Consider the following 12,932-nt stretch of genomic DNA (forward strand, 5'->3'; position numbering starts at 1 on the left):
CAGCGATTCCAGCTAGCGGTGTCCGTACCCTCTGCAAGACTCTAGTTGTGACGCGGGAACGAGATGAGCTGGCACTGCTCCAAAGTCTCACGAGCGAGCCCGTTGAGGCGACTTGGCTCGAATTCAAACAGAACAACGGCGACCCTCAATTGATCGGCGAGTACATCTCCGCCCTCTCTAATGCGGCTGTCCTCGAGCGTCGCGCACACGCGTACATGGTGTGGGGCGTTCGCGACAGCGACCACATGGTCGTTGGCACGTCGTTTAATCCAACAGCGGCAAAGAAGGGCAACGAGGCCCTCCAGCCCTGGTTAAGCCGTTTGCTTGAACCTCAGGTGCACTTCGAATTCCGATCTGTAAACACTGCCCCAGACGTCCGCGTATGGATACTCGAGATTGAAGCAGCTCGAAGCCGGCCAGTGTCGTTTTACGGGACCGAATGGGTGCGTGTAGGGCCCCACAAGCACAAACTAAGCAAGTTCCACGAGATCGAACGGAAGCTTTGGAAGTCGTTTGAGACCGATGTCTTCGAAGCAGGATCTGCGCTCGACGGCGCGCGTGAAGAAGAGGTTCTGCAACTTCTGGATTACTCCGCGTACTACGAACTCAACAGGCTTCCCCTGCCGCGCGCTCGGCGCGGCTATCTCGAACAGTTCGAGAATGATGGTCTGATAGTCCGCGGCTCGGTTGGCTGGTCTATCACCAATCTCGGGGCGATTCTCTTTGCCCGAGATCTAAGCCGATTTTCCTCGCTGTCCCGGAAACGCGTTCGCGTAGTTCACTACGACGGTAACAACCGAGTCGTGACCAAACACGAACAGCAGGGGGAACGAGGCTACGCAAGCGGTTTCGAGGGCCTTGTTGAGTACGTCAATTCCCGACTGCCCCGACGGGAGGTGATCGGTGAAGCCCTACGCACTCAAACAGTGATGTACCCGGAACTCGCCGTTCGCGAGTTGCTAGCGAACATGCTGATCCACCAGGACTTCACTGTCACGGGTGCAGGACCGATGGTCGAGATATTCGATGGACGGGTGGAGATCACTAATCCCGGCATCCCCGTCATCGATGCGAAGAGATTCGTGGACTATCCGGCGCGATCTCGCAACGAGAAGCTGGCCGAATTCATGACGACGATTGGAGTATCCGAACAACGCGGTTCAGGCTGGGAGAAGATCGCGTCTCTTGCCGAACACCATGAACTGGCATCTCCGGACGTCACTGTTACGGAAAGTACAAAGGTCACGCTGTTCGCCCCCAAGCCTCTCCAGAAGATGACGCGAGCTGAACGGCTTCGAGCTGTGTACATGCACGCGTGCCTGCGACAGGTTTCGGACGAGAGCATCACCAACGCATCAGTGCGAGAGCGATTTGGAATCGATTCGAAGAATAGCGCCCAAGCGTCCCGATTGCTCGGCGAGGCAGTGGAAGACGGACTTCTGGTGATCGAGGAGGGATCGACGGGACCTCGGAACCGACGCTACCTCCCCTTTTGGGCTGCCGAGCAGGGCTAAGTCCTAATTGATGGGAAAGCTGCTCTAGGCCCGACTGGCGCATCAATTGTTGATTCTGACCAGGCATTTGGTTCGTCAACTTTACTTGACGGCTAATTGACAATCGTGGTATTTACTTGACGCGGCCGGCGATCATGTTGTATAGACCTTCCCCTCAAGTGAAGCCATGCCGACGGCTGGCTGCACAGCGAAGGGGGCTGCGTTCTGCAGCCCCCTTCTCTGATGGTCAAGAGAGGACGGGCGGGACACCTGTCACTGCGATGGCTGCCGTTGGCCCGGTCGCGGATGCGTCCGGGCCGTTAGCTTTTGGGGCGCGCCGGGTGACCTCCGCGGTGGTGTAGCGGAGGGAGGGGCCGACGCTGTCGGCGACGACTTCGGTGGCGGCTCGGGGTTCGCCGGTGGCCTGGTCGGTCCAGTGGCGGAATTCGAGGTTGCCGTTGACGATTACGGTGTCGCCCTTGGCGAGACTGGCGCGGACGTTCTCGGCAGTGCGGCCGAACACGGTGGTGCGGTGGTACTGGGTGTCGCCGTCGACCCATTTTCCGTCTTCGAGTTTGCGGTCGGTGACGGCGACGGTGAACTTGGCGAATTTGGTGCCGTTCTGGGATTCGCCGTAGTCGGGGTCGGCGACGAGGTTGCCTTCGATGCTGATCGGGACTCGTGTGCTCATTGATCTTGCCTTTCGTTGGGGCGGTCCGCAGGTTGGATCGCCTTTCACTTAGAACTTCCGGATCACAACGAAAAAACGCGCGCAACAGGCGCGCATCCGCGAACTAGCCGTCGAGTGAGCCGAGTTCAGCAAGCTTCGCAAAGCGGATCATCGATCCACGTTTCCCCATACGGCTCCGAATCCGCGCGGAAACAGAACAAGCGAAGATGACTTTTGTAGTAGTTCACCATCGCAAGATCGCCATCGCCAGCCAGCTGCGGCTCATGGGGTTCCAAGGGCTCGGGGTACGTAGGAAACTCAATTTCGGCGTGACCCTCGTAGTCTCCAGGCCGCTGAACCGCGATTACCGTGAGTCCAGCGTGTCTTAGTTCACCCACACGTGCTTCCGCAAGGCCAGCATACGTCTGGCTGTTCACCCTCTGTGCGGTCTTCTTTACTGGCGTATCCCCAATGCGTTGACGAATTACAGACACACCTGCCTCTGTCGTCCTCGGCTTGAGGGACTGCCACTTGAGAGTCTTGTCTGCCCGTAGGTGCATGCTGCTAACAACTCGTTCGACGCACTCGTCGAGTCCCACCTCGTCTGGCAGCTCAAGCACTCTGAAGAGCGAAGCTGTCGACAAAGCGGCTTAGGGTCACATCGCCATACTCGCGTCTCGTCTGGAATAGCACGCCAGACGCGCGCTCAGCGACAAAGTCTACGTCCAGGGCTGCGGTTGATCCGTTGTAGAAGCGAGGCGCAAATTGAGCGGCGGCGGCCGTCATTGCGAATCGGGTGGTGCCTACCTCCAGATGCACATAACCGCGTGTGTTCTCCCACTCAATCGAGATGGTGCCATTATCGTTCGGCGTGAATTCTGGCGATGAGAGTTCAGATGGAAGTTGGCGAATTAGCCGACCGACAGATTCGAGCGTCTCCGTCGACGGGGCCAGGCTGCCTTCGCCATTCCACCCGTCGGTGAGTGCTCCGATCGATGCAAACTGCGCCCCGTTCCGGGCTCCCGAAAGCGCGATCGACGACGATGGACGATATTTGTTGACCCCAGCTTCACGGCCTGAATCTCTCTCCGAAGCGGCGCTTGTGATTGCGGAGATTAGATAGCTCTGGACATCCGGTTGAGGAGCGCGCGGCGCCATGATCCTTAACATGCCGTCAACGATCGATGTCGCGCTCAATTGATAGGGCACCAGCTACTCCTTTCCCACGGGTTCGAGTATCTCGCGCTGCGACTCTGTAGCGTCCACGAAGATCTTGTGAATTACGAGATGCGCGCGGTTCAGGACATCCATCACCGCGTCCCGATCGGGATTGATACCGTTTCCGCTCCTGGCAGTCATATCAAGAATGAATGCCGGTTCATTGTTCACGAAGCCCTCTGAGACCTGCAGTTGAACCTGGAGGCCATCCTTCGTGGCAAATGCGAAAGAGCCAGCAAATTGCGTCGGAGAGGCCGGGTCCAGGAGTGACTTCACTGCAGACGGATAAGCGAACGAAAATCCAAGGACATCTCTTCCGTACTCGAACGGGGTCTTGCCCTGCAAGAATCGCGACCCAAAGGCATTCAGATATCTGACGCTGACCGATTCGAATGGGGTCGCCGACCCTCGAGTTTCGAGGAGAACACTCACGAGCTCGCTGACCTTCGGGGCGAATCCATCCCACGAGTTGTATGGCGGTAGCGCGTTGACCGTCGCAATGCCATTACCGACCTGCGCAATAACCGAATCCGTATCTGAGCGGTACCGGTACATCGGTTGCCCCAACTGCGCCGCCATCCCAGGCGGAAGCAGTCGTTCTGTATACGTGAACCCGAGTGCATGGCATGCATCGCCGAATCGCGAGTAGAACGCCTCCTGCACGGAGGGATCTACGAGCTGAAATTGAATCGGACCCGCCTGCTGCGAGTGAATGGGCGGATTGACCTCGTCTGGGTCCCACCTGAACTCGGCGATCAGCTCGATAAGTGGAGGGTTCTTGTAGTGAACGCTCATCGGCCACCGCGTCCAGGTTGCGCCTGCATGTTGTCACCGTACCGCACGACTCCCCGAGCACCGCGAACGTTGATGCCGACTTCCTTCGTAGCTGCGGGATCCCACCGGCCGTAGTCAGGATCCGGCGTGCGAGCGACCGATCCAAGCGGACCACTCGGGCAAGTCAGCGGTGTCGCCGGTTTGCGGAAGTTCGGAGTGGCCGTTGTGGCATTCGCCGTTATACCAAGTCGCCAGTCGTGGGATGGCGACGGCGAGGCGTTCGTGCCATCCGATGGGTCCGTAGCCGGCGTCGAGACTGTCGTAGGAGACCAGCCACGCGGTGTGAAGCGCCGAAAGTTCCTCGACGAGAGCGCCGTGCTTGAACCAGCACGGCGGGACCTTCCGCGAGGCGATGTTGTAGCGGTGGGTGAACCAGACTACCCATTCCCGCAGGTCGGTCCAGACCTGCGGCGCGTCCTCGTCTTCGAGGGTGCGCCAGTTGATGACACGAATGCCGAGCATCCCCGGAGTCTGCCGTGGCGCTTGGTCTTCCCAGCTCTCGGCGAGGGAGGCGACGAGGTCGTCGAGAGGGATGTCGTCGCTCACCGCTGCTCCAGAGAGACTTCGATGTAGTGTGCGATCTTGGCTTGCAGCCGGGCGATCGCCTGGACGGACGCGGTGCGGCGGGAGACGAACCCAGAAAGCGCGCGGTCTCGTTCGATGAGCTGGTGCACGTATTCGTGGCAGCGTGGGTGCAGCGCCGTCAGGTCCTCGTGCTGCTCAAGGGCGGTCCAGCCGTAGGGGGTTTGGGTGACGCCGCGGTAGTCGAGGTGGTGCAGCTCCAGGGAGCGGGCGCTGCCGGAGCCGAGGCAGAGGGCGCAGCGGATGGTGCCGTTGCGGTGTTCTGCTTCGATGAACCAGCGATCGCGGCGGGCGAACCAGGCTCGGGAGTGCAGGTAGCGGCTGCGGTAGGTGTTCTCCCGGGCGGGACGGCGACCGTTGGACATCAGTTCCCCTCCCCCGCTGATCCACGGCGATCGAGCGCGGCTTGATACTGTTCGGCGAACACGACCTGCTGGTCGAGTTCCGTGTGCTTCTTGCCCGCGCTGACCTGACGGGCGTCGTCGCGGTCGGTCCACCCGCGGAGGTCGAGAAGGATCCCGCGACGGTTCCGGTAGGCAAGGAGCCCGACGGGTTCGGGCATACGACGGATCTCATCGAGGGTCATCACCGGCACCTTCTCGTTCTGCACGTTTGTGGAGGACCCGTTGTCGTTGTAGGAGTGCCCGGTGTTCCGGATCCGGCGTGTGCCCAAGAGGGATTCGATGTCGCGGAGGTGGTCAACGTCCGACGCGCCGCCGAGGAGGAGCTTGGCGGTGGCGGCAGACCAGATCGTGTCGGCTTCGGACCGGGACCATGCGGTCTCGGCTTGGGAGAGGGCTTGGAGGACGACGATGGTGGAGATGCCGATGCCACCGCCGTCGGCCATGATCCGCGGCAACGCCGGCCAGGAGAACATGTTCGCGATCTCGTCCAGGATGAGCGCGAGCGGAGGGTCGAGCCGCGAGCCGGGCGAGGCGAGCGCTTTGCGTCGTGCGGTCTCAACGATGTCGTCCAGGACTGCGCCGAGGAAGCCGCCCACGGACCCGGCACCGGCGCCGGTGCCGACGAGGTAGAGGCTGTTGGAGCTGGCGAGGAACGCGTCGAGGTCGAACTGCTCACCCGGGCCGGGTGTCATCGCCTTGCGGATCGCGGGGATGGACAGCGGACGGAGAGCGCCGAATACACCGAACCAGGAGTTGGCCAGTAGCTTCTCGTCGCCATTGATGATCGCGTCCAGGTCCTCTGACCAGCCAGGCGTTCCTTGATTAGCTAGCACGCTGACGGCTTCCCGCGCGATCCGCGGGTTGGATCCCCACCGCGCCAACGCGTCGGTGCCGCGGCCCGAGACTGCGGCGGCGTGCAGGAGCCGCGACAGCACATTGGAGGACACCTGCGCCCATTCCTGGTTCGTCTTCGACGCTCCCAGCGCGGTTCCCGCAATGATCGCCTGTCCCCGCTGGTCCGCGACGAGCGGATCCTCACATCCGGCGACCGGTGAGATTCGCAGTCCGGAGCGAATGCCGGTGAGCTCCTGAGGATCGAAGACGGTGACCTCGCCGACCCGCGCGCGTTCGCGCATGGTGACCGAGAGGTTGTCGTTACGGGTGGAGGTCGTGATCAGCGGGCCGTCCCAGTCGAGGATGGCATTGATGATAAACCGGTATCCCTTACCAGAACGGGGTGCACCCTCGACGACGATCGAGTCCTCGATCGACACGTACACGTCTTGGCTGTGGGCGCTGCCGACCTTCCACCCGGATGCAGACGGCGTGGGGTTGATCAGTGACGGGCGTAGCGTCTTGGCACGGTGCAGTGCGGTGCGGGCGGAGGTGTGTTTGCGGACTTCGCCGGGCTTGGCGAGCCCGTCCCGTCCCCGAAGCTCACGAATGAAGTAGCGATCCGTCTGCCGATAGCGAAGCCACCACACCACCCCGACTGCGACCGCGCAGAGAAGAAGAAAGACGGCTAGCAGATCAAGGACTCGGATCAACGTCACGGGCGCTGTGCATCCCGGCAGGAGGGTGAAGCCGCTTGGGTCTGCGCCCATCGCGAGTTGTAGGCCTGCGAAGACGCTGCCCGCCTGGCCGCCACCACCGCAGGTTGCGGTGATGGTCGCGCTGGCGACGCCGGTGGCGAGCGCGCCGGCGACCACGATGGCGAAGAGGCTGTAGAGAGCAACGTGCATCCAGGGCGAGCTTTGGGTTCTCATGCTCGTTCTCCACCCATCGCGTCGGTGCGGAAGACGGCGAGTTCGTAGTCGGTGCAGATGTTGCGCACCTTGGCCACCCGGTCCTGGCCGATCTGCCAGAGCCCTTCACCCTTGTGCAGCTTGCGGACCAGGTCGGCCTGGGTGTCGTTCCAGCCCAAGATCTCCCGTGACCGCGCGATCTCCCCGGAGTGCTGGGCATACGAGATCCGGGTTTCGCAGTCGGCCAAGAGACCGAGCGCCCTCGAGTGGAGGGCGCTGTTTCGGTCGCCCAGCGCGTCGAGGTCGGCGACCCGGTGCAGCAGGTACCAGTTGGAGGTGCCGAGGTGGCGGGCGACCTTCTCGTCCTCGACCCGGTCCGCGAGGCCATCGCCCCCGGAGACGTCGTTGAGCAGCTCGACGGCGGCCTCTTCGTGGATGATCACCCGGGCCTGTCGGTTCGCGCCGAGGCTGGAGCGGCGGATCCAGTTCGCTGTCGCCAGCCGCGCCAATGCTTGCGCTTCCGGCGACGCGCCTTTCAGTGCGGAGGTGTCGACGACCATCATCGGGGCGTCGGCGTCGAACCGGACAGTGGAGGGTCCATCGAAGAACCCCGTGAGGTCGCCGGAGACCATCCGGCGCAGCGAGTGCGCCAGCCGATGGCCGGCCTCGACCACCTCAAGCGGCTGGCTCTGGTTCGGGTCGACGAGCCGGTCGTAGACGTGGGTGATGGTGACGGTGGACTGGCCACGCAACGCGTCGAGCGCGACATCGAGCGCGGTGTGCTCGACCGGTTCCAGGTTCCCGCCTTCACGGAGGCGGCGGATGATCGTCTTCACCGTCGCCCGCCGATACTGGAGAACGTTCTGATTCCAGTCCTCGTCAGACAAGGACCTGTCGCGTGGGCCTTCGTCGAGAAGGTTGATCCGGGCAGCTTTCCCGGGACCGACGCTGATCGAACGGCCCCCGACGTACGCGGCGACGCGCACCCACTCCCCATTCGGGTCGTGCGGGACCGCGATCTTGCGACCCAACCGGGCAAGGCGCGACGACCAGGACTTGGCCAGCATCGACTTGCCGGTGCCCTTCACCCCGAGGATCGCGACCGAATGAGAGCGGACGGCCTCGGCCGAGTACGCGTCCCACGGGTCGAAGCAGAACGGCGCCCGGGAGAGCAGGTTCTCGCCGATATACGCACCGGTGAGGATGTCCCCGGTCTCCGCCAGGAACGGGTACGCGCCGCCGAGCACCTTGGATGAGCAGCGGTGTGCCGGTGGGGTGGCTCGCAGCGGCCCACGCAAGTTGTGCGGTTGCTTCCACCCCCACGCCGGCATCTTCGACGCCGGCATTTCGGCTGTCTGCAGCTTCCAGCCCGAGTTCTTGTCCGTCGGGTTGGACCGCCGGTGGCGTCCGTTCGAGCCGCCCTTCTCGCCGGCCGGGATGCGCCCGATGACGGCTGACTGCTTCATGGTCACTCCCCTTCCAGCGGGACGGGGAGGGCCGCAGTGACGAACCCGGCGGCCTGCTGACCCGACATCGACGCCAGCACCAGTCGGGCTGGGTGCGAGGCCTGCTCAATGTCGGTTCGTGCCTTGGCGAGGGCGTCCTTAGACTCGGCGGAGATCGTGACGAACCCGCGGTACTGCACGTCCCCAAAGCCGTCTACGAGGTCGTGCTCCCTGACCGCAAGGTCTTCCTCTTCGCGGAGATGGGTGAGCGGGATCCGGGAGGACAGCTTCATCCGGATCGTCGCGGCGGTCTCCATGTCCGACTGGGCACGATTCAGCTGGGCCAGCGCCTTGTGCGTGGCCACCGGTCGCACCTGCAGCGTGATCACCCGCGTAGCGTCTCCCGCGTAGAGCAGTGGCTCCAGGAACCCGGTGCGAACGTCGGTGCGGGGCCATTCGGCGACCCAGAACGTCTGATGCCAGGACTCGTCCACGCGCATCACATCCCAACCTTCATCGATCCCCATCACTGGCGACGGCGCAGATGCAAAGCCTGACTCCTGCTCACGCCGCGTCGCAGCCGCGACCGGGTCAGCGGACAGCGCACTCAACTCGTCGAGCTCATCGGAGGTCAGCCAACCGGCCGGGGTGAGCCGGGCGTGCTCCATCGAGGTCTCGACCCCGGCCACGCGCTCCTTCAAAACCGCGGCCAGGCCGGTAAGTCCTTTCCCCGCATCACGGATCGCGCCGTTGAGGGCTGCCGTGTCGAAGGTGAGGGTGATGTAGTTCGTGAACCCCATCGACCGCTTCGACGCCGCTTGTGTGAGTGCCCAATACTGCTCGCGCAGCTCGGACGTGACCTTCGGGTCATGCTCTTTCTCTCGCCCGACCAGGTAGTCACGCAGCTCGTTCGACGAGGCACGGTCGACCCGGATCCGGATCGTAGTCTCACGGACGCCGGGCAGGTTCTCTAGCGAGCTGAGCCATTCCACGAACCCGTCATAGGCGGCCTCCTGGGTGCCCTTGTCTCGCAGCGCCCATGCCTTCGACCCGACCTTTACCGTGACGGAAGCGAGCCGGCCGCGGGCGTTGTAGATAAAGCCGCCGGCACCGGGGATCTGCACGATCTGCACGTCCCCGAGCGCCCCAGGCAGGAGGAACTTCGAGGTCACGACCGGGGTCACCGCGGCGACCTGGGCGTGCCCCACGTTGAGGGAGGCGACGCTCACTCGGAGCCAGACATCGCGGCGGAACACCGTCTGCCCCGCCATGCTCCGGCGCAGGTAGCGGGCGGCCTGGGTGACGATCACGATCACGGGTTCACGCCGGTAGCTGGCAAGCGCGAAGAACACCACGACACCGACAATCGGGAGCATCACCCAGATCGCGTTGCTGTCGATGAACAGAGTGGAGAGAAGGACCGCGACGGCGGCGCCGATCACGATCAGCTGCAGGAACGTGAGTCCGAGGAAGATGCCGCGGCGTTCCCTGGCGGCGAAGCGGACGCGGGGCGCGCCCTCCTCGGTGAGGATCTGGTCGGCGATGAGGGTGGTCATGAGTTATCTCCCAACCTTGACGACCCGTGCCGCGGTGCGGACGGGTGCGGCGGCGGTGCTGGCACGCGAGAACTGGTCGCGGACCGAGAACCGATGATGAAGCGCGGTCCCGACCTCGGCGCCGGCGAACGAGACGAGCTTTGTCGCCCACAACGGGCTGAACGAGGCCGCGATCACCGCGCCGGCGGCCACGAGGATGACCCCGACGCTCAGGGATGCCTTCGTGAGCTCCACGGCCAGTAGCACGACCCCGGCGGCCAGCGGCTTGGCGATGAGGAGTCCGACGGTCAGGTTCATCCAGCGCTGGGCCCAGGCGGTGAGCTTGGGCTGCCCGATCATCATCAACCCGACCGGCGCCATCGCCGCGAGAGCCAGGAGGCCAAACTCCCGGATCGACATGGCAATGAAGAGGAACAGGGAGGCGATCATCATCAGCCCGACCACGAGCAGCGCGACGACGTAATCGCCGACGGCGGCCGGCCCGTGAGCCCCCTGCGCGGCCATCGTGTAGATGACGCCTCCCTGGGTGAACTGCGAACTGTGCATGACCGCGTTGGCGGACTGACTGGGCAGGTCGAGCAGCCCGACCACACGAAGCAGCCCCTTAGCGAGATCCCCGCCTTGGGCCACCGTCGTAAGGCTGCTGGTGATGTCGTCGGTGATCCCAGAGGCCTTCTGCATCCCCCATACACAGATCGCCGAGAATGGGATGGCCAGGGCGGCACCGGCAGCGGTACGCCCGATCCGGGACCAGTCCTGCAGGATCATCGCAATGCCGATCTGCACGAGCGCAACGATCAGGATGACCGGGGCGGTGACGGCGATCCAGAACAGGAACTGCGAATGCGCGATGTTCCAGCTGCCCTGATCGATGTTCGTGTTGAACGAACCAGCGATCATCGTGGCAATGAAGTCGCCGAGATTACGGATCGTCGAGCCCATAAACTGCGCCAGCGTCTGGGACGCCTGGCAGCCGAAGTCGGCCACGAAGCAGCCGTAGTTCGGCGCGAAGGGATCCGGCGGAGCAGCAGCAGCAATGTCGATCATGATGGTCACGCCACGTGGAGGGACTGGCCCCAGTTGATCAGTCCGGCGATGCTGCCAGCGATGGCAACCCCGGCGACGCAGCTGAGCACGCCGACGATTCCAGCCTTTTGGACGCGGCCGTTGCTGGAGATGTGGCCGACGACGATGAACCCGCCGGCGATCAGGCCGCCGATCACGCCGAGGATGAGCACGATGGCGAATACGACGTTCGCGATGGCCTGGAGTGCTCCGACGCCGGGCCCGGAGAAGTCCGGGCTGGGGTTCGGGACGGCCGCCACGGTGATGATGCGTGCGTGGACGGTGACGAGGGCTTCGTTGAGTGCGTTCATGATTCTTGGTTCCTTTCCGTGGGGTCGGTCGACGGTTCGGGTTCTTTCCGCTCGCTCATCCGCCATGCGGCCAGCAGCCCGGATCCGAGGATCCCGAGCAGGGCGATGCCGACGATGAGCAGGAGGCGAAGCAGGTTGAGGATCAGGTCCATGACGGTCACTCACCGCTAGCGTTCGCGGCGCTGGTTGCCGAAGATGGCAGCGGGACAACCAGCTGCAGGGGCTGCCCTTCCGAGGGCACATCCACCGTGAGGACAAGCCGGTCGACGCCGGCTGGCAGATACCAAGCGGCGCCGAAGGAGCGTTCCTTGTCGTTAGGGATCGTCCAATCGGACTTCTTCGCGAACAGGCCCGACGGGAGCCAGGGCAGCCCGGCTGCCTTCGCGGCCGCCGGGCCATCGATGGTGTCCAGGACCGCCGGCTCGGGGCGGCCGTCAAACTGGGTGCCCTTCAAGGTCGTGCCTGTGACGTCCTGGTAGGTCTGGCCGCCCTGAGACGGCTTCCACTCCCCCGTCATGGTGATCCTCATGAACACCACCGGCGTCCCAGCCGGAAAAAGCTCCTGCGGAGAGTGCGGGAGTGTGCATCGGCAGCCGTGCCTCGACTTGAAGGTGCGGCCGGGAAAGACCTGGACATAGACGGTGTCAACGATGCCGTCGGCGGCCGGGGTCGCACCGCTCGAGGGGGTCGTAGTCGGTTTGGCCGGCGCGACCGTCGTGAACGACGGGTTGCGTGCGGGCGTCGTGGCGGCGCAACCGGCAAGGGCGAGGCATGGGAGGAGCGCCGCGACTGCGATCAGCTTCTTGTTCATCTCGATTCGCCTCGGTTTCGTATGCGCCCTTCACTTAGTACTTCCGGTTCGGGGCGGTTCTTGGCGCGCATTTCGGAGATTTGTTTGGTCAGGGCACCTGAACGTGCTGGTGGTTGCAGGTATCGGGAAAGTCGCTGGTGAAGTTGACGAGCGGGCCGAGCGACACGTGGGCGCGTGATCGGCAGTCGCTTTGACCGACCGATGACCCATGCGGGGCGTAGGGGTCCAATACCTGAATCAGTTGGACCGAGAGTGGGTCGGCGCCGGTGAGGGACTGCCGGTTGATTGCGTAGAAGTCGACCGCTTTGCCCTTCCAGTGCGCGGACGCGGTTCCCGCGCCCGGAGTCATACCGGTGCAGCGCCGGTTGAGATCGCTCACCCCAACCTGCTGGAAGGACTGCACTGCGGCGACGATCAGCTGGAGGACGTGCGTGTCGATCGCACAGTCCGGTGTCGCCGTCCCGTCGGCCATGTTGATGACCTGTTGCTGGTAGCGGGGCTCGAGGAAGTTCAGCTTCTTCGCCTGGATCGCGCCCAGCAGGACGGCCGCGGCCGCCCGGGCATCCGCCGGAAACTGGCACGTGCTCGCACTCGCCCCGGTCAGGGCAGTGAACACCTGTTCTGCGGGTGTCCAGAACGGGGCGTAGTGATTGGGGTCGGCGTTGCTCTGAACCGCGTGAGCGACCAGGGTAGGCGCGAGTGTCTGCCAGTCGGGGACGTGCAGCATGCGGGTGTAGAACGCGGCGGCCGCGGTCGCCGGGTCCATCCGCTGCGCAGGGTGCCGTAGCCGGCCCCCTG

General features: G+C 63.8%; 14 protein-coding genes. 1 reads left to right on the forward strand and 13 read right to left on the reverse strand.

Features of this window, described 5'->3' with window-relative positions; genetic code table 11:
• Positions 1-47: 47 nt before the first annotated feature.
• Complete coding sequence (locus ACR5MH_RS12350) at positions 48-1,514, forward strand: ATP-binding protein (protein WP_431347461.1); 1,467 nt, start codon at positions 48-50, stop codon at positions 1,512-1,514.
• Between the two features lie 226 nt (positions 1,515-1,740).
• On the opposite strand, the gene ACR5MH_RS12355 is transcribed toward ACR5MH_RS12350, so the two are convergent.
• The 13 genes from ACR5MH_RS12355 to ACR5MH_RS12415 form a co-directional block, all read right to left on the reverse strand.
• A complete protein-coding gene (locus tag ACR5MH_RS12355) occupies positions 1,741-2,184 on the reverse strand; it encodes a single-stranded DNA-binding protein (protein ID WP_433861798.1) in 444 nt (147 codons plus the stop codon).
• A 591-nt stretch (positions 2,185-2,775) separates the two neighbouring features.
• Positions 2,776-3,372, reverse strand: a complete 597-nt coding sequence (locus ACR5MH_RS12360; RefSeq protein ID WP_431347463.1) for a hypothetical protein — start codon at positions 3,370-3,372, stop codon at positions 2,776-2,778.
• Between the two features lie 3 nt (positions 3,373-3,375).
• On the reverse strand, positions 3,376-4,176 hold the full coding sequence (locus ACR5MH_RS12365) for a TIGR04255 family protein (protein WP_433861799.1): 801 nt from the start codon (positions 4,174-4,176) through the stop codon (positions 3,376-3,378).
• A 114-nt stretch (positions 4,177-4,290) separates the two neighbouring features.
• A complete protein-coding gene (locus tag ACR5MH_RS12370) occupies positions 4,291-4,761 on the reverse strand; it encodes a hypothetical protein (RefSeq protein ID WP_431347465.1) in 471 nt (156 codons plus the stop codon).
• The gene (locus tag ACR5MH_RS12375; protein WP_433861800.1) at positions 4,758-5,162 is read right to left on the reverse strand and encodes a hypothetical protein; all 405 of its coding nucleotides are present in this window, start codon (positions 5,160-5,162) and stop codon (positions 4,758-4,760) included. The genes ACR5MH_RS12370 and ACR5MH_RS12375 overlap by 4 nt, the downstream gene beginning before the upstream one ends.
• Positions 5,162-6,967, reverse strand: coding sequence for a type IV secretory system conjugative DNA transfer family protein (locus ACR5MH_RS12380; RefSeq protein WP_433861801.1), 1,806 nt, complete (start codon positions 6,965-6,967; stop codon positions 5,162-5,164). The genes ACR5MH_RS12375 and ACR5MH_RS12380 overlap by 1 nt, the downstream gene beginning before the upstream one ends.
• Entirely contained in the window at positions 6,964-8,412 is a 1,449-nt protein-coding gene (locus ACR5MH_RS12385) for an ATP-binding protein (RefSeq protein ID WP_431347468.1), read from the reverse strand. The genes ACR5MH_RS12380 and ACR5MH_RS12385 overlap by 4 nt, the downstream gene beginning before the upstream one ends.
• Before the next feature lie 2 nt (positions 8,413-8,414).
• Complete coding sequence (locus ACR5MH_RS12390) at positions 8,415-9,947, reverse strand: SCO6880 family protein (protein ID WP_431347469.1); 1,533 nt, start codon at positions 9,945-9,947, stop codon at positions 8,415-8,417.
• Between the two features lie 3 nt (positions 9,948-9,950).
• A complete protein-coding gene (locus ACR5MH_RS12395; protein ID WP_431347470.1) occupies positions 9,951-11,003 on the reverse strand; it encodes a hypothetical protein in 1,053 nt (350 codons plus the stop codon).
• Complete coding sequence (locus ACR5MH_RS12400; RefSeq protein WP_431347471.1) at positions 11,000-11,323, reverse strand: hypothetical protein; 324 nt, start codon at positions 11,321-11,323, stop codon at positions 11,000-11,002. Before ACR5MH_RS12400 ends, ACR5MH_RS12395 begins: the two co-directional genes overlap by 4 nt.
• A complete protein-coding gene (locus ACR5MH_RS12405) occupies positions 11,320-11,475 on the reverse strand; it encodes a hypothetical protein (RefSeq protein ID WP_433861802.1) in 156 nt (51 codons plus the stop codon). Before ACR5MH_RS12405 ends, ACR5MH_RS12400 begins: the two co-directional genes overlap by 4 nt.
• 5 nt (positions 11,476-11,480) lie before the next feature.
• Complete coding sequence (locus tag ACR5MH_RS12410) at positions 11,481-12,134, reverse strand: hypothetical protein (RefSeq protein WP_431347473.1); 654 nt, start codon at positions 12,132-12,134, stop codon at positions 11,481-11,483.
• Between the two features lie 88 nt (positions 12,135-12,222).
• Positions 12,223-12,900, reverse strand: a complete 678-nt coding sequence (locus ACR5MH_RS12415; RefSeq protein ID WP_431347474.1) for a hypothetical protein — start codon at positions 12,898-12,900, stop codon at positions 12,223-12,225.
• Positions 12,901-12,932 lie beyond the last annotated feature (32 nt).

The organism is Streptomyces sp. L7, assembly GCF_050990935.1.
Classification (GTDB): Bacteria; Actinomycetota; Actinomycetes; order Actinomycetales; family Microbacteriaceae; genus Leifsonia.

Bases quoted from the DNA above. Each gene is read 5' to 3' on its own strand.
- ACR5MH_RS12385 (WP_431347468.1), bottom strand. From the start codon at position 8,412: ATGAAGCAGTCAGCCGTCATCGGGCGCATCCCGGCCGGCGAGAAGGGC.
- ACR5MH_RS12410 (WP_431347473.1), bottom strand. From the start codon at position 12,134: ATGAACAAGAAGCTGATCGCAGTCGCGGCGCTCCTCCCATGCCTCGCC.
- ACR5MH_RS12415 (WP_431347474.1), bottom strand. From the start codon at position 12,900: ATGGACCCGGCGACCGCGGCCGCCGCGTTCTACACCCGCATGCTGCAC.
- ACR5MH_RS12405 (WP_433861802.1), bottom strand. From the start codon at position 11,475: ATGGACCTGATCCTCAACCTGCTTCGCCTCCTGCTCATCGTCGGCATC.
- ACR5MH_RS12365 (WP_433861799.1), bottom strand. From the start codon at position 4,176: ATGAGCGTTCACTACAAGAACCCTCCACTTATCGAGCTGATCGCCGAG.
- ACR5MH_RS12390 (WP_431347469.1), bottom strand. From the start codon at position 9,947: ATGACCACCCTCATCGCCGACCAGATCCTCACCGAGGAGGGCGCGCCC.
- ACR5MH_RS12355 (WP_433861798.1), bottom strand. From the start codon at position 2,184: ATGAGCACACGAGTCCCGATCAGCATCGAAGGCAACCTCGTCGCCGAC.
- ACR5MH_RS12400 (WP_431347471.1), bottom strand. From the start codon at position 11,323: ATGAACGCACTCAACGAAGCCCTCGTCACCGTCCACGCACGCATCATC.
- ACR5MH_RS12375 (WP_433861800.1), bottom strand. From the start codon at position 5,162: ATGTCCAACGGTCGCCGTCCCGCCCGGGAGAACACCTACCGCAGCCGC.
- ACR5MH_RS12380 (WP_433861801.1), bottom strand. From the start codon at position 6,967: ATGAGAACCCAAAGCTCGCCCTGGATGCACGTTGCTCTCTACAGCCTC.